The following is a 19,277-nucleotide window of genomic DNA, read 5'->3' on the forward strand; positions in this document are numbered from 1 at the left end:
CTAGAACGGTTCTATGCGGATCACATGCGGCGGCTCCAGGACCGCGTCGAGCGCCGCTATGCCGTCCAGCACCCGCATCATCGCATCCTCGTCCGTCTCATGGGTCGTGATGACGACCGGCACCGCGTCGCCGGGGGACCGGCCGCGTTGCAGGAAACTCTCGACCGAGACGTTTTGATCCCGCATCGTCGCGGTGATGTCGGCGATCACCCCCGGCCGGTCGACGACCATCAGGCGCACATAATAGGCGCCGTGCCGCCGTTCGACCGGCAGCGTCGGCAGGACCGAGAGCGAGCTTGTCGAGACGCCGAAGGCCGGGGCGCGGCAGCCACGCGCGATATCCACCAGATCCGCGACGACGGCCGAGGCGGTGGGGCCCGCCCCCGCCCCGCGCCCGACCATCATCACCCGGTCGACGAAATCGCCCTCCGTCACCACGGCGTTGAACACGCCTTCGACCGACGCGATCGGCGCGGCGGCCGGCACCATGCAGGGATGGACGCGGAGATCGAGGCCCGAGGGCTGGCGGCGGGCGAGGCCCAAAAGCTTGATGCGGAAGCCCAACTCGTCGGCATAGGCGATGTCGATCGCCGAGACGTTGCGGATGCCCTCGACATGCACGGCGTCGAAATCGACCTGGGCGTTGAAGGCCAGCGCGGCGAGGATCGCCAGCTTGTGCGCGGCGTCCACGCCGTCGATGTCGAAAGAGGGATCGGCTTCGGCGTAGCCCAGCTTCTGCGCTTCGGCCAGCACCTCCGCGAACTCCCGCCCGGTGTCCCGCATCTCCGACAGGATGTAGTTGCAGGTGCCGTTGAGGATGCCGACGACGGTGGAGAATTTGTTGGCGGCCAGCCCCTCCCTGATGCCCTTCAGCACGGGGATGCCGCCGGCGACCGCCGCCTCGAAGGCGAGCGCGACACCGGCCTCGTCGGCCTTGCGCGCCAGTTCCGCCCCGTGATGGGCGATCAGGGCCTTGTTGGCGGTGACGATGTGGCGGCCATTGGCGATCGCGGCTTCGCACAGATCCTTGGCCGGGCCGTCGGAGCCGCCGATCAGTTCGACCACCACGTCCACGTCCGGGTCGGCGGCCATGGCGACGGCGTCGCGGTACCAGCGCACGGCGGAGAGGTCGACGCCGCGATCCTTCGCCTTCTCCCGCGCCGAGACGGCGGTGACGACGAAGCGCCGGCCGCTGCGCTGGGACAATGCCTCCGACTGATCGCGCAACAGCTTCAGCACGCCGGCGCCGACCGTGCCGAGGCCGGCGACGGCTACCCTGACCGGCGGGATCACGACTGAACCGCCTGGGCGGCGGCGCTCCGGTCCAGGATGTTGTCCAGCTCGTTCGGGGGATGGTTGAGGAAATGCTTGATGTTCTTCACGGCCTGCCTGATGCGGTGCTTGTTCTCAACGAGCGCGATGCGCACGAAACCTTCGCCATATTCGCCGAAGCCGACGCCCGGCGACACCGCCACGCGCGCATGCTTCAGCAGCAGCTTGGAAAACTCCAGGCTGCCCAGCGCCTCATATTCCTTCGGGATGGCGGCCCAGGCGAACATGGAGGCGTCCGGCCGGGCGATCGGCCAAGAGGTCTGGGCCAGCCCGTCGACCAGCACGTCCCGCCTTTCGCGATAGAGCGCGCGCATGCTTTCGATGCAGTCCTGCGGGCCGTTGAGCGCGGCGGTCGCGGCGACCTGGACGGGCGTGAAGGCGCCATAGTCCAGATAGGATTTCATCCGCGCCAGCGCGGCGATCAGCCTGTCGTTGCCGACCGCGAAGCCGATGCGCCAGCCGGCCATGGCGTAGGTCTTGGAGAGCGAGGTGAACTCCACCGCCACATCGCGCGCCTCCGGTATCTGGAGGATCGAGGGCGGGGGCTTTCCGTCGAAATAGATCTCCGCATAGGCCAGGTCGGAGAGGATGATGATGTCGTGCCGGCGGCAGAACTCCACGATCGGGCGGTAGAAATCGAGATCGACCACCTGCGCCGTGGGGTTGGCCGGGTAGTTCAGCACCAGCGCGGTCGGCTTCGGCACCGAATGGCGGACCGAGCGTTCGAGCTGGTCCAGGAGGTCGAAGCCCGGCCCCGTCGGCAGCGAGCGGATCGCCGCGCCGGCGATGATGAAGCCGAACATGTGGATCGGGTAGGACGGGTTGGGCGCCAGGATGATGTCGCCGGGGCTGGTGATCGCCTGGGCGAGGTTGGCCAGCCCCTCCTTCGATCCGATGGTGACGATGATTTCGCGTTCGGGGTCCAGCTCCACCCCGAAGCGCCGCGCGTAATAGGCCGCCTGCGCGCGGCGGAGGCCCGGAATGCCGCGAGAGTTGGAATAGCCGTGGGTGCGCGGGTTCTGGACCGTCTGGACCAGCTTGTCGACGATGTGCTGCGGCGTGGCTGAGTCGGGATTGCCCATGCCGAGGTCGATGATGTCCTCGCCGGCCGCGCGGGCCTTCGCCTTCATCGCGTTCACTTCCGCGAACACGTAGGGCGGCAGACGCTTTATCCGATGGAATTCCTGCTCGATCATCCCTGCCCCAACCCCGATGGCGGCCGGCCTTAACGGAGCCGGCGGCGCGCCCCGTTTCCAGGCTCCGTTTCTAGACGGGGGGCCGCTAATAATCGAGGTAAATCTGGACCCGGCGCGCCTCCGCGGGGCCGGAGGCGGGCTGCGTGTCGGCGGCCCCGGAAACCCAGATCGAGGAGCGATCGACGCCGCGCTGGACCAGCGCGTCGGCGACCGACTGAGCCCGCTGGCGCGACAGTTCGGCCGGGACCGTCTCCGTCCCCACCGCGTCGGCCGCGCCGGAGGCGGCATGGCCGACGACCCTGATCTCGCCGCCCTGGGCCGCGTGGGCTTCGGCGATCCGGTCGAGGACCGCCAGTTCCTCCACCCCCAGATCGGCCTGGCCGGATTCGAAATAGACCGTTCCGGCTTCCTCGCCGGAGGCCGAATCCGGCGTGAAGCGCGGCTCCGGCGTCGGCTGGTCGGGAACGGGCGCGGGCTCCGTCGTTTCCTCCCCCTCCCCGTCGGGAGCCGCCTGTTCGGCCGCCGCGCCGAAGGAGAGGCCTGAGGCGGCGCGGTCGGATTGCAGCTCCTCCAGCAGCCGTTCCCGCTCCTCGGGCGACGGGATGTCGGTCGGCCGCTCCGGCACGTCGGCCAGATTGGGATAGGTCTGCTCGCTGGGCGGGCGCGGCAGGCTGGGCGGCAGCGGCGCAGGAGTGGGCGCCTCGGCCGCCTCTGCGTCCGGAGCCGGTTCGGCCTCGTCCATGGGTTGCGGCGGGGGCGCGGGTTCGGCCACGGATTCGGGCGGCTCGGCCGGCTTGGGTTCAGGTTCCGGCGGGCGCGGCGGCGGCTCCGATGCGGTCGCGACCGTCGGCTGGTCGGGGAGCACCGAACCGGAATCCGGCCCCGGCCCGGTCAGCGCGGTGCGCGGCTGCGCCGGCGGCGGCAGAATGTCCTCGGCGGGGTTGTTGCCGGCGGGAGACCGTTGCGGCATGGGCGGGGCGACCTCCTGCAGCGGCACCGGCACCACGGATTCCACGGAAGTCGACATCGGCGCTTCCCGCGGTTCGGACGGAGTCTCGGGAGCCGGCGCGGATGCGCCCTCGCCTTCCTCGCCCTCCGGAGCGGGCGGCGGCTCCACCCTCGCGACGGAGGTCGGCTGGATTTCGCCGGTATAGGGGGTGCCGTCGAAGAAACCGGTCGGGCGGTCCGAGCAGCCGGCCAGGATCGGGGCGGCTATCAGCGCCGTCAGGATCCAGGAGGCGGGGGACGCGGTGAGGCGCGAGCGGCGTTCGGCGGAGCGGTTCATGGACTTCTTTTGTTTCCTCGGCTGGGAGAGGCCGCTATCCAGCAAGCCCTGGCATTCAGGCGAGATCGTGTCGCAAACGTCCGGCCGGCGCAACCATCCAGCCGGACGGTGCACAGGAAGGCCGCTTCTGGTGTATGAAGGGGGACGGCAGCGGAACGAACGAGGACATCGCCCATGGCCAGCCCCTCCGGCGCCCCTAATCCCGATCAGCCGCACCCGGATCCGGTCGAGATGGCCCGCGCCATGTCGGAGATCGCGGAGCGCAGCCGGAAGCTGGTGGGCGACTTCATGCGCCGGCAGGCCGACGAGCGGGCGTTCCGGACGGCGGACCCGTTCAATGTCGGCCAGGCCTTCATGGACATGACAGCCCGGATGATGGCCGATCCGGCGAAGCTGGCGCAGGCGCAGATGGCGCTGTGGCGGGATTATGCGGAGCTGTGGCAGCGATCGGCCCAGCGGATGATGACCGGAGAGGCGGCGGAGCCGGTGATCGAGCCTGCGCGATCCGACAAGCGGTTCAAGGATGCGGCGTGGGACGAGAACGCCGTCTTCGACTACATCAAGCAATCCTACCTGCTGTCCGCCCGCTGGATGCAGTCCACCGTGCGGGAGGTGGACGGGCTGGACGACAAGACGGCCCGCAAGCTCGATTTCTATACAAGGCAGTTCGTGGACGCGATGGCGCCCTCCAACTTCGCCATGACCAACCCGGAGGTGGTCCGCGCGACGATGGAGAGCGGCGGGGAAAATCTGGTCCGGGGGCTAGAGAACCTGCTGGACGATCTGGAGCGCGGCAAGGGCAAGCTCGCGATCCGCATGACAGACACCGACGCCTTCCGCGTCGGCGACAATATCGCGGTGACGCCGGGGAAGGTGGTCTACGAGAACGACCTGATGCAGCTCATCCAGTATGCGCCGGCGACCGAGACGGTGGCGCGGCGGCCGCTGCTCATCATCCCGCCCTGGATCAACAAATATTACATCCTCGACCTCAAGCCGAAGAACAGCTTCATCAAATGGGCGGTCGAACAGGGGCTGACGGTGTTCGTCGTCTCCTGGGTCAATCCGGGGGAGGAATTGGCCGCCAAGACCTTCGAGGATTACATGATCGAAGGGCTGCTGGCGGCGCTGGACGCGGTGGAGAAGGCGACCGGGGAGAGCGAGATCAACGTCATCGGCTACTGCCTGGGCGGCACGCTGCTTTCCGCCACGCTGGCCTGGATGACGGCCAGGGGCGACGACCGGATCAAGAGCGCCACCTATTTCACCACCATGGTCGATTTCGCGGAGGCCGGGGAGCTTGGCGTCTTTATCGACGAGGAGCAGCTCGACGCGCTGGAATCCAAAATGCGGAAGAAGGGCTATCTGGAGGGCGACGCCATGGCGACGACCTTCAACATGCTGCGCGCCAACGATCTGATCTGGTCCTTCGTCATCAACAACTATCTGCTGGGTAAGGACCCCTTCCCGTTCGACCTCCTCTACTGGAACAGCGATTCCACGCGGATGCCGGCGGCGATGCACAGCTTCTACCTGCGCAACATGTACCAAAGAAACCTGCTGGCCCGGCCGGGCGGGATCACGCTTGGCGGCGTGCCGATCGATTTGACCACGGTGAAAGTCCCGGCCTTCATCCTGTCGACCCGGGAGGACCATATCGCCCCCTGGAAATCGACCTATGCGGCGACCCAGCTTTATGCCGGACCGGTGAAGTTCTGCCTGGCGGGATCGGGCCACATCGCCGGCGTGGTCAACCCGCCGGCGGCCGGCAAATACGCCTACTGGACCAACGCCCGGAAGCCGAAGAGCCCCGACGCATGGCTGAAGGCGGCGAAGGAGGCTTCCGGCTCCTGGTGGCCGGAATGGCGGAAATGGCTGTCGAAATTCGACGGGGGGAGCGTTCCGGCGAGGGTGCCGGGGGATGGCGGGCTGAAGGTGATCGAGGATGCGCCGGGGCGGTATGTGGCGGTGCGGGGGGTGTAGCCCGTTAACCCCAACAAGAATTGTCACAACCGTCACGATATTTGTGAAACGCATCGCAGCGGTGGGACCATCGGTCATGGTTGATCTTCGCGTGACCTATATGGAGATGACGCAACCGCCTGTAGGCCCGGAAGTTGCCAGACCGGTCGCCGGGGCGCGTGTCGAGCGGGAGAGTCTGGTCCAGGAAACCTATCTCAGGCTCTATCGCGCCGTTGGCGAACCGGTGCAGTGGGACCAGCGGTTGCGGTTGACGCCGGAGGAATTGGAAAACTTCCTCTGCAGTACGACCACCAGCCTCCATGTCCTCCGGCTCCAGGGCCAACCCGTTGGTTTCTGCGAGTTCGACGGAATCGGGCGACCAGACATCGAACTCACCAACTTCGGACTGATCCCGGAGGCTCAGGGACGAAAGCTTGGCCCCTATCTCCTGGATCGGGCGCTGCGCGCGATCTGGTCGTACAACCCAGGCAGGATCTGGCTGCATACCGATACGAACGACCATCCGAAAGCACAAGCGACCTACCACCGGGCGGGTTTCCGGATATATCGAGAGCACGTCGAAAACTTCCCCGATTGAGCCGCCCTTCCACAATGAGCGGCCAGCGCAGAGCTACCCTGATCTTGCGGCCGAAAGGCCTGTGCCCGCATGGTTCGACGGGCTCACCATGAAGGATGCAAGGAAAGCCTTCCCGGAATCTACATTCCGGCTCCCGAGCCGGAAATCCATGCAGTCTCGCCGCGTCACCGGCGGCGAGAGACCGGGCGCGGCGCCATCCTTGCAATTCCGGACATGGCGCGCCGGGAATGCAAGGATGGTTGGGGTTGCATGAGGCGCGCTCCGGCGGCCGACCCGGCCTCCCGTCAGGCAGGCCAATCGAGCGGCAGCGTCTTTAGGAAGTCTTTCGCATCGAAGAGCGCGCCGGGGGCGTTCGCGCCGGTGTCCAGCGCCTTCCCTTCCAGGGCGCGCTGGGCGGCCTCGCAGACGAGGGGCGCGGAGAAGGCGTAGATGTCCTGTCCGCCGGCGGCGATGCGTCGCGTGTCGTTCCCCCGGCGCAAAGTGACCTCAACGAGAAAGCGTTGGGCGGAGCGGCCGGTTTCGTCGGACGCCTCGGGTGGGGGCGTCTTCGGGTCGCGGATGTCCTGGAGGGCGTTGACGGTGATGAAATTGTGCAGTTCGGCGGTCTTCACGTGGCGGTCGATCACCATGATTTCCGCCAGCGGCAGCTCCACGAACTTCCGCCGCCCGAACGGTTCGGGCAGGTCCGATTCCAGCTCCACCGCCGGAACCGGCAACGGCGCGAGGCGGCCGTTGGAGACGATCTGGCGGCGCGCGGTGTTCCGCTCACCGGTGATCCGGGTGCCCTGGGTGGGGCGCCAGCTATCGAGCGCGATCATGATCCTGATCTCATCGGCGGCGTCCCAGCCATCCATGGCCGCCGTAACCAGCAGATCGGAGAAACCGCCGAAGAAGCCCATCGCCGGGACCGCGACCACCCCGGCGTCCCGCGCCGGCCGGTCGAACCGCTCATAGGTCGCGCTGGCGCTGGGCTGTTCGGCCGTCACGTCGAAATAATGGGCGCCGGCCCGGATCGCCGCCGCGGCCACGATATCGGCCGTGTCGAGGAAAGGGCCGGCGCAGTTGATGACGGCCCCGGCGCGCGAGAACGCCCGGTCCAGCGTCTCTGGCGCGTCGATGGAGGCGACGCACACCGCAACGCCCGTGCCGGCGAATTCGGCCAGCTTCGCCCCGTCGCGCGCGACCGCGATGGGTTCGACGCCCCGCCGCAGCAGTTCGGCGACGACAAACCGCCCCGTGTGTCCCGTCGCCCCATAGACCGCAACGGCGCGGCCCTTTTCCGAACCATGTCCAACCCTGTTTGTCATCGCTTTCTCCTTTGCGCTACAGACCTGTTCGTTTTCTAGATACCTACAGGTCTGTAGCGCGTCAAGCCAGATCGTGCTATGACTTGCCGCCAAGGAGGTTTGCCGATGCCCAGAATCGCCAAGAGAGCCGACGCACCGGATGCCGGGGGCGGCCCCGATGTCAGGGACCGGATCCTGGAGACGGCGTCTTCGCTGTTCTACCGCCGGGGGGTGCGCGCCGTCGGCGTCGACCTTGTGGTCGAACAGGCGGGCGTCGCCAAGACGAGCCTCTATCGCCATTTCCGCACCAAGGACGACCTCATCGCGGCCTTTCTGGAGCGCGAGGACCTGGATTTCTGGGGAACGTGGGACGGTGTCGCGCAGCGGCACGGGGACGACCCGGACGCGGAGCTTGGCGCCCATCTGGGATGGATCGGCGAACGGGTCGGCCGGCCGAACTATCGTGGCTGCCCGCAGATCAATGTCGCGGCGGAGTTTCCCGAGGCCGACCACCCGGCGCGAAAGGTCGCGGCGGCCCACAAGCTGGAGTTGAGGCGGCGGCTGCGCGGGATCGCCGTGGGGCTGGGCGCGCGCCGGCCGGACGAGCTCGCGGGGCAGCTCGCGGTGCTCATCAACGGCGCCTTCGTCAGCGCGCAACTGCTGACCGCCGAGGAGGCGACGCCGCTGCTGCGCAACGCCGCCCGGGGGCTCATCGAGGCCGGCCGAAACTGAATCCGGCCGGCGCCGCCGCGAGCGCCCTACTTCGCGAAAAGCTGGTTCATGTCGCGGAAGGATTTCAGTTCGATGGCGTTGCCGGCCGGGTCGGTGAAGAACATGGTGGCCTGTTCGCCGGGCTGGTCCTTGAAGCGGACATAGGGTTCGATCACGAACTTGATGCCGGCTTCGGTCAGCCGGTCGGCGGTTCCCTGCCAATCGTCCATCGCCATCACGAGGCCGAAATGGCGCACCGGCACGCCATGCCCGTCGACGGCGCTGGTCGCGGCGCCGCCGCATTCCTGCGGGGCGAGATGGGCGACGATCTGGTGGCCGTGAAAGTCGAAATCCACCCAGTCGGGCGAGGAACGCCCTTCGCCGCAGCCGAGGACGCCTTTGTAGAAGCCGCGCGCGGCCTCCAGGTCGTCGACCGGGAAGGCGAGGTGGAAGGGGCGAATGGTCCGGTCGGTCACTGCTCAAATCTCCGCGATTGAATGGGTCGATATCCGGGACATAGCGATGGCCGAGCAGGAAGGAAAGCTATATATCCTTGGCCTTAGCTACATGAAAACTTATGAATCATGATCGCCGAACTGAAGACCCTTGTCGCCGTCGCGCGCTACGGCACCTTCGCGGCCGCCGGTGACCGCGTCGGGCTGACCCAGGCCGCCGTCAGCGGACAGATGAAGCGGCTTGAGGAAAGGCTGGGCCGGCGCCTGTTCGACCGGACAGGCCGGTCCGCCAGGCTGAACGATACGGGGCGCACGGTCCTGGCGCGGGCGGGGGAGTTGCTTGCCCTCGCCGATAGCCTTGCCGATCCCTTCGACCCGTCGCGGCAGACGGGGCTGCTGCGGATCGGGGCCATCGCCTCGGTGCAGCCGACGATCCTGCGCCGGGCGATGCCGGGATTCCACGGGGGGCTGCCGGGGGTTCAGGTGCGGGTGGTTCCCGGAACCTCGATGGAGCTTCTGGACCGGCTTGATTCCGGCGACCTGGACCTCGCGATGATCATCCGGCCGGCCTTCGAGACGCCGCAGGGCCTCGGTTGGGAGACGCTCGTCCGGGAGCCGTTCGTGCTGGCCGCACCCCGATCCTGGGAGTGCGGGGACTGGCGGACGAGCCTGAACGACCGCCCGTTCCTGCGATATAACCGCAGCTCCTTCGGCGGCCGGCAGGTGGAGAGGTTTCTCGACCGACGGGGCATTCTCGTCCGGGATTGGGCCGAACTGGACGACATCCCGACGATCCTCGCCATGGTGTCCGACGGGCTGGGCGTCGCGCTGGTCCCGAAAGCCCGCGCCTATGAGGAGGGGTTCGACCAGGTGAGCGTGGTTCCGCTGGACGATGCGGCGTTCGTCCGGGAGGTCGGGATCATCCATCCCTCCCCGGGAACCGACGCCGCCGCCCGGTTCATCGCGGAATGTAGGGCGGCGGCGGGGTGACGGGGGCGTCAGATGCCGGCGGCCTGCCGGTAGCGGCGCACGGTCTCCCGTAGGCGGTCATTCACGGGCCGTGGATTGATCAAGGCGTCGACGAAGGCCTCGCTGTCGCGCGCGATCAGGTCGAGGCGCTGGCTCTCCTCGATCGTGCGGCGGGCGGCTTCCTGAACGCTGGTCAGCACGAAATCGCTCATACTTCGCTCTTGTTGCTCATCTCATAGAGAACTGATACAACTTAAGATAGTATACATTCAACTATGAGGATTGAAATATGATGACACCATATAAAGGCTGGAAAAAGCGTCGTATGACAACAGCCTTTCTACTGCACCAAACCCTTCACCTTCCGCCACCCCCTAATTATAAAGAAAATTCTGATTGTCATCTTAAATACAAGAAGGACAAATTTGGCATAGTGGATCGTCTAATATACTATTACTCAGAAGGATTTGGTAATGGTTCGAGATCAGGACGTAAAAAATATATATACGTTCCTTTGTGGTCAGTGAAAGCGTATGAAAAATATCATGAAATGAATGCTTCCTATAAAAAATCGAAATGGCAATAGAATACTTTTATTTTAGAGCATCCGTTTGAAAGATCCACATTAAAAAAATATCTTTGCAATAATGTAGAAAAATATACTAATTGTAAAATTCTACAGAACGATCTTAATTTATATGCTAATGCCGTTGTTGTTACACGTTGTGAAGATGAAAAACTTAAAAATAAAAAAAGCATAGACATCGAACAGCCCTGGGGTCATTACGCCGAAAAAATAAAAATAGTTGGTCACAAAGAAATCCCCGTTGAAGTGCATAAGAATATACCTTCAGAAATGCTAACTCCTCTGGAATCAATCAATATTTAAAATATTGCTCAACGGGCCTTCCGGGCCTGCTCCCGATATTCCGCCGCCAGCTTAACGTATTTTTCCGCCAGCACCGGGAGGTAGGCGATTTCCTCCGCCGTCATGGCGCGCATGAAGCGGGCCGGGCTGCCGGCCCAGAGCTGGCCGGCGGGGACGCGCTTGCCCGGCGTCACCAGAGCGCCGCCGGCGACCATCGCGCCGCCTTCGACCACCGCGCCGTCCATGACGCAGGCGCGCATGCCGACGAAGGCGCCGCTTTCCAGCGTGCAGGCGTGGAGGAGCGCCAGATGGCCGACCGTCACCCCGTCGCCGATATGGGTGGCGTCGCCGCCGCCGGTGACGTGGATGATCGTGCCGTCCTGGAGGTTCGTGCCCTTCCCGATGCGGATGTGGTTGACGTCGCCGCGCGCGACCACACCGAACCACAGGCTGCTGCCCTCCCCCACCGTCACGTCGCCGGTCAGGGTCGCGGTGGGGGCGATATAGGCGGTGGCGGCGATCCGGGGCGCGGTGTCGCGATAAGGGAGGATGATGCCGGTCATGGGAAGAGCGCCACCTGTTCGAGCCCTTCGGTTTCGGGCAGGCCGAACATCACGTTCATGTTCTGGATGGCCTGGCCCGAGGAGCCCTTGACCAGATTGTCGATCACCGACAGCACGATGGCGTGGCCGGCCCGCCGGTCGGGGAAGACCGACAGGATGCAGAGGTTGGAGCCGCGAACGTGCCGGGTGGCGGGCGATCCGCCCTCCCCCAGCACGCGGACGAAGGGTTCGCCCTCATAGCGGCGGCGAAGCGCGTCGCGGAGGTCGTCCACGCCGGCCCCGTCCGCCAGTTTGACGTAGGCGGTGACGAATTCCCCCCGGTTCATCGGGACGAGATGGGGGGTGAAGGACATCTCGATCGGCTCCCCGGCCAGCCGGGAAAGCTCCTGCTCCATCTCCGGCATGTGGCGATGGCGGCCGACGCCATAGGCGTGCATCGCCTCGCTGACCTCCGTGAACAGGTTCGCCTCCTTCACCGAGCGGCCGGCCCCGCTGACGCCGGATTTGGCGTCGACGATGATCGAGGAATTGTCGATCAGCCGGCCGCCGACCAGCGGCAGCAGCGCCAGCAGGACCGCCGTGGGGTAGCAGCCGGGATTGGCGACCAACCGCGCGTCGCGCACCTGGTCCCGCGTCCATTCGGTGAGGCCGTAGACGGCTTGCCTCTGGAGGTCCGGCGCGCGGTGGGGGTGGCCGTACCATTCGGCGTAGGTTTCGGTGTCGGTCAGCCGGAAATCCGCAGAAAGGTCGACGACCCGCACGGAGGGCGGCAGGGCGGCGATGATCTCCTGCGTCGTGCCGTGGGGCAGGCCGCAGAAGGCGAGATCCACGTCCGTCCAGCCGGCATCCTCCACCTTCACCAGATCGGGCAGGCCGAAGCCGGCGAGATGGGGAAAGACCTCGCCTATCGGCTTCCCGGCGGAACGCTCGGCCGTCATGACCCGGATGTCGGCATGGGGATGGCGGAGCAGCAGGCGCACGAGATCCGCGCCCGTATAGCCGCTGGCCCCGAGGATCCCGACCCTGACTTTCCGGTCCGCCATCGCGAAACTCCTTCAGCGGCGCCCGAGGAGCGCCTTTCCGATGTAAGGCTTCTAGCTAATCGACGCACGCGGAGGGCGCAAGGAAGAGTGAGTTTCCGCGCCGTCTCCGCCCCGTCCTTGTGTCGCCGATCACAGCGGCGGCGCGGCGCGGACGGGAGAGTCGGTTTAAAGACGCCCTCCCCGACCCGATATCAGGCGGAGCCCCCGTCTGCTGGAGACCGCGCCCAATGATTCCCTTCTCCGTTCTGGACCTTTCGCCCATCGTGGAGGGATCGACGGCCGGCGACGCGTTGCGCAACTCGCTGGATCTCGCGCGACACGCCGAGAAGCTGGGCTATCACCGGTTCTGGCTGGCCGAGCACCACAACATGACGGGCATCGCCAGCGCGGCGACGGCGGTGGTCATCGGCCATGTCGCCGGGGGCACGAAGACGATCCGCGTCGGCTCCGGCGGCATCATGCTGCCCAACCATTCGCCGCTGGTGGTGGCGGAGCAGTTCGGGACGCTGGAGACGCTGCATCCCGGCCGCATCGATCTTGGGCTGGGCCGCGCGCCCGGGACCGACATGATGACGGCCCGCGCGCTGCGCCGCGATATGGCGGACAGCGCCAACCGCTTCCCGCAGGACGTGCTGGAGCTGCGCGCCTATTTCGAGGAGCCGGCGCCGGGCCAGAAGATTCGCGCCGTGCCGGGGGCCGGCCTCCGGGTGCCGCTCTGGCTGCTGGGGTCCAGCCTGTTCAGCGCGGAGCTGGCGGCCATGCTGGGCCTGCCCTTCGCCTTCGCCTCCCATTTCGCGCCGGACGCGATGATGGAGGCGCTGGAGATCTATCGCAGCCGGTTCGAACCGTCCGACAGGCTGCGCAAGCCTTATGCGATGCTGGGGGTGAACGTGATCGCCGCCGACAGCGACGAGCAGGCGCGACGGCTGTTCACCTCGCTCCAGCAATCCTTCGTCAATCTGCGGCGCGGCATGCCCGGACGCCTGCCGCCGCCAATCGACGATATCGACGGTTATTGCTCGCCAGTTGAGAAGGCCGGCGTGGACCGGGCGCTCGCCTGCTCCTTCGTCGGGACTGATCTGACCGTCCGGCATGGGCTGGAGGAGTTCGTCGCAAGGACGGGCGCGGACGAACTGATCGTCAGCGGCCACATCTTCGACCATTCCGCGAGGCTGCGGTCGTTCGAGATCGCGGCGGGCGCGCGGGAGAAGCTGGCGGCTTAACCCCTCACCCTCCCGCTTCGCGGGTCCCTCCCTCTCCCCGGAGGGGCGAGGGTAAGTTGGTAGCCCTCGCCCCGCCGGGGAGAGGGTTGGGTGAGGGGCGTTTCTAAGCCGGGAACAGCGTCTCGAACTCTCGTTGGCCGGCTTGGGTGAAGCGGACGATGCGGGAGGCGGGCTCCCTTTTTGCCCAGCCCAGCGCGTAGAGCCGGTCCAGGATGGCGGCGCCGAGGGCGCCGGCGAGGTGGCTGCGGCGGGCGCTCCAGTCCAGGCAGGTCTTGCAGAGCGGGCGGGCGCCGCCGGAGAGCGGAGCCAGTTCGACGCCGAATTCCGCGAGGAAATCCTTTCCGCCTGGCGTCAGGTCGATCTCCGCTTCTCCTTCCCGGATCAGCTTGCGCCCGACCATGCTGTCGAACATGCGGACGCCGAGATCGCCGGCCAGATGGTCGTAGCAGACCCGCGCCTGCCTTAGCGCCGGGTCCTTCGGGCCGGTGCGGACGCGCCGGAGGCCGGCGCGTTCGGCCAGTCCCATCAGCCCTTCCAGAACCAGCGCGACGTCCGGGCCGGTAAGGCGGTAGTAGCGGTGACGCCCCTGCTTCGCCACCTCCACCAGCCCGCCATCATGCAGTTTGGCGAGATGGGAGCTGGCGGTCTGGACGGTGACGCCTGCTTCCTGGGAGAGTTCGGTCGCCGTCAGCGCCTGTCCGTTCATCAGCGCCGTCAGCATGTTCGCCCGCGCCGGGTCGCCGACCAGCGACGCGACGAGGGCAATGTCGGGGCCTGTTTTCATAGTTCGATGTTAATCGAAGCATCCTGCCCGCGCAACGGGGCATGATCCTTCCCGTCATCAAGCAGGAGATTGAAAGATGTCGGTCACGGTTTTCATCCGATATGAAATCGACCCGTTCAAGAAGGCGCAGTTCGAGCGATACGCGCGGAACTGGGGGCAGGCGATCCCGCGCTGCGGGGCCGATCTGATCGGCTATTTCGCGCCCCACGAGGGGTCCAGCACCACCGCCTACGGCGTCTACACTGTCGAGAGCCTGGCGGCCTATGAGGCCTATCGCGCGCGACTGGCGGCCGACCCGCTGGGCCGGGAGAATTACGAGTTCGCGCAAGCGGAGAAGTTCCTGTTGCGGGAGGACAGGCTGTTCCTCAAGCTGGCCTCCGCACCCCATTCGGAGCTTGTCCGCCCATGATCGCCGTCATTTTCGAAGTCTGGCCGAACGGCGACCGCAAGGGCGACTATCTGGACATCGCGGCGGAGCTTCGCCCGCATCTGGAGGCCATCGACGGGTTCATCTCCGTCGAGCGGTTCGAGAGCATCAGCGAGCCCGGCAAGATGCTGTCCCTCTCCTTCTTCCGCGACGAGGAGGCGGTGAAAGCCTGGCGGACAACCGGCCTGCACCGGGCGGCGCAGGCCAGGGGGCGCAGCGAGGTCTTCGGGAACTATCGGCTGAGGCTCGCAGGCGTGATGCGGGATTACGGCATGGATGAGCGGGCCGAGGCGCCGGACGACAGCCGCAAGGCGCACGGGTAGGCCCCTCCCCTCATGCATGAAATCGAAACGCTGGCGCTGGTCGGGGCGACCTTCTTCCTGGCCGGCGCGGTCAAGGGCGTGGTCGGCCTTGGCCTGCCGACGGTCAGCCTCGCCGTGCTGACGGCGACTATCGGCCTGCCGCAGGCCATGGCGCTGCTTCTGGCGCCGTCGCTGGCGACTAATCTGTGGCAGGCGCTGGCGGGAGGCCATGGGCGCGCCGTGCTGCGGCGGACATGGCCGTTCCTGGCGCTGGCGACCGGGACGGTGTGGATCGGCGCTCTGGCGCTGACGCGTATCGATGTGGCGCTGCTGTCGGCGATGCTGGGGGCGCTGCTCATCCTCTATGCGGCCATGAGCCTGACCGGCGTTAAGATCGTGGTCCCGCCGGGGCGTGAGGTCTGGGCCGGCCCGGCGCTGGGGACGATCAACGGCCTGCTGACGGGAATGACGGGATCGTTCGTCGTGCCGGGAGTGCTCTACCTCCAGGCGATCGGGCTGGGGCGGGACATGCTGATCCAGGCGATGGGGATGCTCTTCGCCGCCTCCGCGCTGGCGCTGGCCGTCGCGCTGGGCGGCAACGGGCTGCTGACGGCGGAGCTGGGGTTGGCCTCGATCCTCGCCATCCTGCCGGCCGTCGCCGGGATGATCGCCGGCCAGCACCTGCGGAAACGGATGCCCGACGCGCTGTTCCGGCGCGTCTTCTTCCTCTCCCTGCTGGCGCTGGGGGGCTACATCGTGCTGCGGTCGATGATGTAGGGTTCGTGGACCCTGCCCCGCCGATGGAGACAGCCCGATGCCCTCCCCTTCGACAGCCCTTCTGCCAGCTCTCGGCCTGCTCGCCGCTCTCGTCGCCTGCGCGGCCCCGCCGAAGCCCTCGCCCGGCATGGCGACGGCAGCCGCCACGATGATCGAGCTTCCAGACGGCACGGCGTGCCGGGCGGATGAGGCCTGCACGCTGGACGGGCGGGCGGTACGGCGGCTGGATATCGGGGAACTGGAGGTGACGGTCGAACTGGCCGACCGGGACGGCGGGACGGAAACGCTGTCCTTCCCGATCGAGCGCGTGGAGCTGGCGGACGGCGCGCAGTGCCCTTCCGCCGGCCAAGGCGCGACCCTGGCGTTCGAGGGCAAGCGGCTGAACTACACCTGCCTCAGCGCCCCCGTCGCCGGGCTGATCGGCGGGTTCGACGTGACCGACGGCGTGGCGACGGCGGAAGGCGTGGTGCTCGGCCATTCCGACGGCGAAGGCTTCACGGCGGAGGAGATCATGATGTTTACGGTTGGGCGGGTGGTGACGGCGGCTGAGTAGGTGCAAGTCGCCGGGTCCCGGCGCGCGGGCATGCCGACCGCAAGCGTGTTATCCGCCGATAATAACCGGTCGCCTGCACAACCCTCATTGCCTATGCTGCGTCGGAGTCCCAATGCGTTCCGCAAACCGCCGCACCTGACGGCCGACAGAAGCAACCACGGCGATGATCCCTGATTATCAAACCCTCATGCGCCCCGTCCTTGAGTGTTCACGCGACGGTGAAATACGCATTGGCGATCTGATCGACGTGCTGGCCGATCAGTTCGACCTGACCGACGAAGAGCGAATCGAGCTGCTGCCAAGCGGCAAGCAGACCCGTTTCGCCAACCGGGTTCACTGGGCGAAAAGCTACCTGAAACAAGGAGGCCTCGTGAAACCAACGCGACGAGGCTTTTTCACGATCACCGACCGGGGAAAAGCGGCGCTGGCCGATGCCGGCAACCAGATCAACAAGACATTTCTTGAACAATTCGATGAGTTCAAAGCGTTCCAGAATCGCACACGAGAGACTGATCTGGAGGATATCGCGCCGACCGAGGAACTAGCCAGCGCCGCCACGCCGGATGAAGTTCTCCGCGAAGCTCATCAGCGGATAAACACAGCTTTATCCGAGGAGCTTCTGGATCGGGTCCGGGAGGCATCTCCGGCATTCTTCGAGTACCTGATCGTCCAACTCCTCCTCGCGATGGATTATGGCGGGACGTCGGAAGATGCCGGCCGCGCGTTAGGCAGGAGCGGTGATGGCGGAATAGACGGCGTTATCGACCAGGACCCGCTGGGCATTGACCAAATATATCTTCAAGCCAAGCGCTACGCCGACGGCAACGTGATCGGCGCGGGCGCGATCCGCGACTTCTTCGGGGCGTTGAGCTTGAAGAAAGCCCATAAGGGAATTTTCGTCACGACCTCCCTATTCAGCCCTTCGGCCATTCAGACGGCGAGAGATTTGGGCTCTCGCATCGTGCTGATCGACGGGCCTCAACTCAGTCGTTTGATGATCCGATACAATGTCGGGTGCCGTGACGAAGAGATTCTGCACCTCAAGAAGGTTGATGAGGATTTCTTCGGATAGCGGCAATGGCCGGTAGCTTCCGCCAACACAAACAAAAAGGGCGTCCCGCGAGGGACGCCCTTTCTCGTGTCGGCCGGAGCCGGAAGGCAGGTCAGCGCTTGGAGAACTGGAAGCTCCGGCGGGCCTTGCGCTTGCCGTACTTCTTGCGCTCCACCTGGCGGCTGTCGCGGGTCAGGAACCCGCCGGCCTTCAGCGTGGTGTGCAGCATGGGTTCGAAATTCACCAGCGCGCGGCTGATGCCGTGGCGCACCGCGCCGGCCTGGCCCGAAAGCCCGCCGCCGGTGACCGTGGCGTAGACGTCGTACTGGTTCAGCCGCTCAACGATCTCGAAGGGCTGGCTGATCATCATGCGCAGCACGGGGCGGGCGAAATAGACCTCCTGCTCCCGGCCGTTGACGACGACCTTGCCGGAGCCCGGCTTCACCCAGACGCGGGCGATGGCGTCCTTGCGGCGGCCCGTGGCGTAGGCGCGGCCCTGGGCGTCCAGCTTCTGCTCACGCGGTTCGACGGCTTCCGGCGCAATGTCGGAGGCCTGACCGAGGTCCTTGAGATCGGACAGAGTCTGCGTCTCGGCCATGATTACCTCTTGTTCTTCGGATTCATCGACGCGACGTCCAGCACCTCGGGCTTCTGGGCCTCGTGGGGGTGCGCCGAACCGGCGTAGACTTTCAGGTTGCGCATCACGTCGCGGCCGAGCGGGCCGCGCGGGACCATGCGCTCCACGGCCTTCTGGATCACCCGCTCGGGATATTTCCCGTCCAGGATCTCACCCTTCGACCGGCCCTTGATGCCGCCGGCATAGCCGGTGTGCCAGTAGAAGATGTCGTCTTCCCGCTTGCGGCCGGTCAGGTGGACCTTCTCGGCGTTGATGACGACGATGTGGTCGCCGCAATCGATGTGCGGGGTGTACATGGCCTTGTGCTTGCCGCGCAGGCGCATGGCGACCAGGCTGGCGAGGCGGCCAAGGACGACGCCTTCGGCGTCGACCACGAACCACTTCTTCTCAACCTCGGCCGGTTTGGCGGAATAGGTCTTCATCACTGCCCTCTTGGGATCACCCCTTCGGGGTCGAAAACGAAGGACCGGCCAAACCCCTACCAGGGCGCCGATCCGAGGGCGTGGGTGTACCGACGCCAGACCGCGCCGTCAAGCGGAAAAGCGCCTTAAAACCGGAGACTTAGGGTTGAGGTATTGAGATACCCCATATAACGGAACTTTCGGTCTCTCCCTCGCGGGGGAACTCCTGATCCGGCTGGGCTGTTCCGGTTCAAGGGCGCAAGGATACGGGTTCGACCCTTGATACTGCCCGACCCGTGAACTGGAGGAGCCCGATGGTCAGCCCACCCGACAGATCACGAAAGCCCAACCCGCCCGACGACGCTGTCGACGAGGCGTCGAAGGAGAGTTTTCCCGCCAGCGACCCGCCGGCCTGGATATCTTCGCGCGGAGCCAGCGATGGTAAAGGAAGGCGGAAGAAGGAAGCCGGCGAACCGCCGCCGCGGGAATCCGGGCGCGACCGGAAGGGCTGAGCGGCGCAGGCGTCGTCATACCGGCGGCGGCATGAGCGTTCGGCATGGATCGTCTCTCCTGTCTTGCGAAAATCAGGTCATTGCGCTCTGCCGGGGGACGTAGCCTGGATCGCCACCTCATCAATTGTCGTCATGCTGGACTTGGTTCAGCATCCATGGGGCGTCGAGGCTGCCCGCATCGCATCTGTTCCTTCGCCGCCGGTGAAGCGGCAAGGATCCATGGATTCCTGTGTGTTGGATGGTTGCTATGATGGGAGCGGGAAGGAGGCCGTTGGATTCGAGGTCGCCCGATCGGTAGACCGTATGCTGGCCTGGCCCCTTCCCGCTCGTCTTGCACCAACC

General features: G+C 66.0%; 22 protein-coding genes. 11 read left to right on the forward strand and 11 right to left on the reverse strand.

From position 1 onward, the window contains the following. From AAFN89_RS02295 to AAFN89_RS02305, 3 genes are all read right to left on the reverse strand, one after another. On the reverse strand, positions 1–1,293 hold the full coding sequence (locus AAFN89_RS02295) for a homoserine dehydrogenase (RefSeq protein WP_347535462.1): 1,293 nt from the start codon (positions 1,291–1,293) through the stop codon (positions 1–3). Continuing rightward, positions 1,290–2,528, reverse strand: coding sequence for an LL-diaminopimelate aminotransferase (locus tag AAFN89_RS02300; RefSeq protein ID WP_347535464.1), 1,239 nt, complete (start codon positions 2,526–2,528; stop codon positions 1,290–1,292). The genes AAFN89_RS02295 and AAFN89_RS02300 overlap by 4 nt, the downstream gene beginning before the upstream one ends. Positions 2,529–2,613: 85 nt before the next feature. Beyond that, a complete protein-coding gene (locus tag AAFN89_RS02305; RefSeq protein ID WP_347535465.1) occupies positions 2,614–3,813 on the reverse strand; it encodes an OmpA family protein in 1,200 nt (399 codons plus the stop codon). A gap of 174 nt (positions 3,814–3,987) precedes the next feature. On the opposite strand from AAFN89_RS02305, the gene phaC reads away from it, so the two are divergent. Beyond that, a complete protein-coding gene (gene phaC, locus AAFN89_RS02310) occupies positions 3,988–5,796 on the forward strand; it encodes a class I poly(R)-hydroxyalkanoic acid synthase (RefSeq protein WP_347535467.1) in 1,809 nt (602 codons plus the stop codon). 76 nt (positions 5,797–5,872) lie between these two features. After that, positions 5,873–6,373, forward strand: a complete 501-nt coding sequence (locus AAFN89_RS02315) for a GNAT family N-acetyltransferase (protein WP_347535469.1) — start codon at positions 5,873–5,875, stop codon at positions 6,371–6,373. Between the two features lie 284 nt (positions 6,374–6,657). On the opposite strand, the gene AAFN89_RS02320 is transcribed toward AAFN89_RS02315, so the two are convergent. Continuing rightward, a complete protein-coding gene (locus AAFN89_RS02320) occupies positions 6,658–7,680 on the reverse strand; it encodes an NAD(P)H-binding protein (RefSeq protein ID WP_347535471.1) in 1,023 nt (340 codons plus the stop codon). A gap of 105 nt (positions 7,681–7,785) precedes the next feature. On the opposite strand from AAFN89_RS02320, the gene AAFN89_RS02325 reads away from it, so the two are divergent. Next, positions 7,786–8,391 (forward strand): helix-turn-helix domain-containing protein, encoded by a 606-nt coding sequence (locus AAFN89_RS02325; RefSeq protein WP_347535473.1) that lies wholly within the window; start codon positions 7,786–7,788, stop codon positions 8,389–8,391. A gap of 26 nt (positions 8,392–8,417) precedes the next feature. Here AAFN89_RS02325 and AAFN89_RS02330 read toward each other — a convergent pair whose 3' ends face one another. Beyond that, positions 8,418–8,846: a VOC family protein gene (locus AAFN89_RS02330; RefSeq protein ID WP_347535475.1), complete on the reverse strand. Its 429-nt coding sequence runs from the start codon at positions 8,844–8,846 to the stop codon at positions 8,418–8,420. A 108-nt stretch (positions 8,847–8,954) separates the two neighbouring features. Here AAFN89_RS02330 and AAFN89_RS02335 point away from each other — a divergent pair, with 108 nt between their 5' ends. Further along, positions 8,955–9,815: a LysR family transcriptional regulator gene (locus tag AAFN89_RS02335; protein WP_347535477.1), complete on the forward strand. Its 861-nt coding sequence runs from the start codon at positions 8,955–8,957 to the stop codon at positions 9,813–9,815. Between the two features lie 8 nt (positions 9,816–9,823). On the opposite strand, the gene AAFN89_RS02340 is transcribed toward AAFN89_RS02335, so the two are convergent. Beyond that, positions 9,824–10,006 (reverse strand): DUF1778 domain-containing protein, encoded by a 183-nt coding sequence (locus tag AAFN89_RS02340; RefSeq protein WP_347535479.1) that lies wholly within the window; start codon positions 10,004–10,006, stop codon positions 9,824–9,826. A gap of 77 nt (positions 10,007–10,083) precedes the next feature. On the opposite strand from AAFN89_RS02340, the gene AAFN89_RS02345 reads away from it, so the two are divergent. After that, entirely contained in the window at positions 10,084–10,380 is a 297-nt protein-coding gene (locus AAFN89_RS02345) for a hypothetical protein (RefSeq protein ID WP_347535481.1), read from the forward strand. 311 nt (positions 10,381–10,691) lie between these two features. Here AAFN89_RS02345 and AAFN89_RS02350 read toward each other — a convergent pair whose 3' ends face one another. Further along, positions 10,692–11,225: a gamma carbonic anhydrase family protein gene (locus AAFN89_RS02350; RefSeq protein ID WP_347535483.1), complete on the reverse strand. Its 534-nt coding sequence runs from the start codon at positions 11,223–11,225 to the stop codon at positions 10,692–10,694. Then, positions 11,222–12,268: an N-acetyl-gamma-glutamyl-phosphate reductase gene (gene argC, locus AAFN89_RS02355; protein ID WP_347535485.1), complete on the reverse strand. Its 1,047-nt coding sequence runs from the start codon at positions 12,266–12,268 to the stop codon at positions 11,222–11,224. Before argC ends, AAFN89_RS02350 begins: the two co-directional genes overlap by 4 nt. A 227-nt stretch (positions 12,269–12,495) precedes the next feature. On the opposite strand from argC, the gene AAFN89_RS02360 reads away from it, so the two are divergent. Then, a complete protein-coding gene (locus AAFN89_RS02360) occupies positions 12,496–13,491 on the forward strand; it encodes an LLM class flavin-dependent oxidoreductase (RefSeq protein WP_347535487.1) in 996 nt (331 codons plus the stop codon). Between the two features lie 103 nt (positions 13,492–13,594). Here the strand turns inward: AAFN89_RS02360 and AAFN89_RS02365 are convergent, their stop codons facing one another. Beyond that, entirely contained in the window at positions 13,595–14,275 is a 681-nt protein-coding gene (locus tag AAFN89_RS02365; RefSeq protein ID WP_347535489.1) for a winged helix-turn-helix domain-containing protein, read from the reverse strand. 76 nt (positions 14,276–14,351) lie between these two features. On the opposite strand from AAFN89_RS02365, the gene AAFN89_RS02370 reads away from it, so the two are divergent. The 5 genes from AAFN89_RS02370 (at position 14,352) to AAFN89_RS02390 (ending at position 17,406) form a co-directional block, all read left to right on the forward strand. Beyond that, the gene (locus AAFN89_RS02370) at positions 14,352–14,684 is read left to right on the forward strand and encodes an NIPSNAP family protein (protein WP_347535491.1); all 333 of its coding nucleotides are present in this window, start codon (positions 14,352–14,354) and stop codon (positions 14,682–14,684) included. After that, positions 14,681–15,025: an antibiotic biosynthesis monooxygenase gene (locus AAFN89_RS02375; RefSeq protein ID WP_347535493.1), complete on the forward strand. Its 345-nt coding sequence runs from the start codon at positions 14,681–14,683 to the stop codon at positions 15,023–15,025. Before AAFN89_RS02370 ends, AAFN89_RS02375 begins: the two co-directional genes overlap by 4 nt. A gap of 12 nt (positions 15,026–15,037) precedes the next feature. Further along, complete coding sequence (locus AAFN89_RS02380; protein WP_347535495.1) at positions 15,038–15,781, forward strand: sulfite exporter TauE/SafE family protein; 744 nt, start codon at positions 15,038–15,040, stop codon at positions 15,779–15,781. A gap of 37 nt (positions 15,782–15,818) precedes the next feature. Next, positions 15,819–16,334 carry a hypothetical protein gene (locus AAFN89_RS02385; RefSeq protein WP_347535497.1) on the forward strand — a complete coding sequence of 172 codons (516 nt, stop codon included), beginning with the start codon at positions 15,819–15,821 and terminating at the stop codon, positions 16,332–16,334. A 163-nt stretch (positions 16,335–16,497) separates the two neighbouring features. After that, on the forward strand, positions 16,498–17,406 hold the full coding sequence (locus AAFN89_RS02390; protein WP_347535499.1) for a winged helix-turn-helix domain-containing protein: 909 nt from the start codon (positions 16,498–16,500) through the stop codon (positions 17,404–17,406). Between the two features lie 91 nt (positions 17,407–17,497). Here AAFN89_RS02390 and rpsI read toward each other — a convergent pair whose 3' ends face one another. Beyond that, positions 17,498–17,983 carry a 30S ribosomal protein S9 gene (gene rpsI / locus AAFN89_RS02395; protein WP_347535501.1) on the reverse strand — a complete coding sequence of 162 codons (486 nt, stop codon included), beginning with the start codon at positions 17,981–17,983 and terminating at the stop codon, positions 17,498–17,500. 2 nt (positions 17,984–17,985) lie between these two features. Further along, on the reverse strand, positions 17,986–18,444 hold the full coding sequence (rplM, locus tag AAFN89_RS02400; RefSeq protein ID WP_347535503.1) for a 50S ribosomal protein L13: 459 nt from the start codon (positions 18,442–18,444) through the stop codon (positions 17,986–17,988). Between the last annotated feature and the right edge of the window lie 833 nt (positions 18,445–19,277).

It is taken from the genome of Inquilinus sp. CAU 1745 (genome assembly GCF_039839375.1).
In the GTDB taxonomy this organism is placed as follows: Bacteria; Pseudomonadota; Alphaproteobacteria; order DSM-16000; family Inquilinaceae; genus JBDOQU01.

Bases quoted from the DNA above. Each gene is read 5' to 3' on its own strand.
- AAFN89_RS02300 (WP_347535464.1), bottom strand. From the start codon at position 2,528: ATGATCGAGCAGGAATTCCATCGGATAAAGCGTCTGCCGCCCTACGTG.
- AAFN89_RS02305 (WP_347535465.1), bottom strand. From the start codon at position 3,813: ATGAACCGCTCCGCCGAACGCCGCTCGCGCCTCACCGCGTCCCCCGCC.
- phaC (WP_347535467.1), top strand. From the start codon at position 3,988: ATGGCCAGCCCCTCCGGCGCCCCTAATCCCGATCAGCCGCACCCGGAT.
- AAFN89_RS02315 (WP_347535469.1), top strand. From the start codon at position 5,873: ATGGTTGATCTTCGCGTGACCTATATGGAGATGACGCAACCGCCTGTA.
- AAFN89_RS02320 (WP_347535471.1), bottom strand. From the start codon at position 7,680: ATGACAAACAGGGTTGGACATGGTTCGGAAAAGGGCCGCGCCGTTGCG.
- AAFN89_RS02325 (WP_347535473.1), top strand. From the start codon at position 7,786: ATGCCCAGAATCGCCAAGAGAGCCGACGCACCGGATGCCGGGGGCGGC.
- AAFN89_RS02335 (WP_347535477.1), top strand. From the start codon at position 8,955: ATGATCGCCGAACTGAAGACCCTTGTCGCCGTCGCGCGCTACGGCACC.
- AAFN89_RS02340 (WP_347535479.1), bottom strand. From the start codon at position 10,006: ATGAGCGATTTCGTGCTGACCAGCGTTCAGGAAGCCGCCCGCCGCACG.
- AAFN89_RS02345 (WP_347535481.1), top strand. From the start codon at position 10,084: ATGATGACACCATATAAAGGCTGGAAAAAGCGTCGTATGACAACAGCC.
- AAFN89_RS02350 (WP_347535483.1), bottom strand. From the start codon at position 11,225: ATGACCGGCATCATCCTCCCTTATCGCGACACCGCGCCCCGGATCGCC.
- argC (WP_347535485.1), bottom strand. From the start codon at position 12,268: ATGGCGGACCGGAAAGTCAGGGTCGGGATCCTCGGGGCCAGCGGCTAT.
- AAFN89_RS02360 (WP_347535487.1), top strand. From the start codon at position 12,496: ATGATTCCCTTCTCCGTTCTGGACCTTTCGCCCATCGTGGAGGGATCG.
- AAFN89_RS02365 (WP_347535489.1), bottom strand. From the start codon at position 14,275: ATGAAAACAGGCCCCGACATTGCCCTCGTCGCGTCGCTGGTCGGCGAC.
- AAFN89_RS02370 (WP_347535491.1), top strand. From the start codon at position 14,352: ATGTCGGTCACGGTTTTCATCCGATATGAAATCGACCCGTTCAAGAAG.
- AAFN89_RS02375 (WP_347535493.1), top strand. From the start codon at position 14,681: ATGATCGCCGTCATTTTCGAAGTCTGGCCGAACGGCGACCGCAAGGGC.
- AAFN89_RS02380 (WP_347535495.1), top strand. From the start codon at position 15,038: ATGCATGAAATCGAAACGCTGGCGCTGGTCGGGGCGACCTTCTTCCTG.
- AAFN89_RS02385 (WP_347535497.1), top strand. From the start codon at position 15,819: ATGCCCTCCCCTTCGACAGCCCTTCTGCCAGCTCTCGGCCTGCTCGCC.
- AAFN89_RS02390 (WP_347535499.1), top strand. From the start codon at position 16,498: ATGATCCCTGATTATCAAACCCTCATGCGCCCCGTCCTTGAGTGTTCA.
- rpsI (WP_347535501.1), bottom strand. From the start codon at position 17,983: ATGGCCGAGACGCAGACTCTGTCCGATCTCAAGGACCTCGGTCAGGCC.
- rplM (WP_347535503.1), bottom strand. From the start codon at position 18,444: ATGAAGACCTATTCCGCCAAACCGGCCGAGGTTGAGAAGAAGTGGTTC.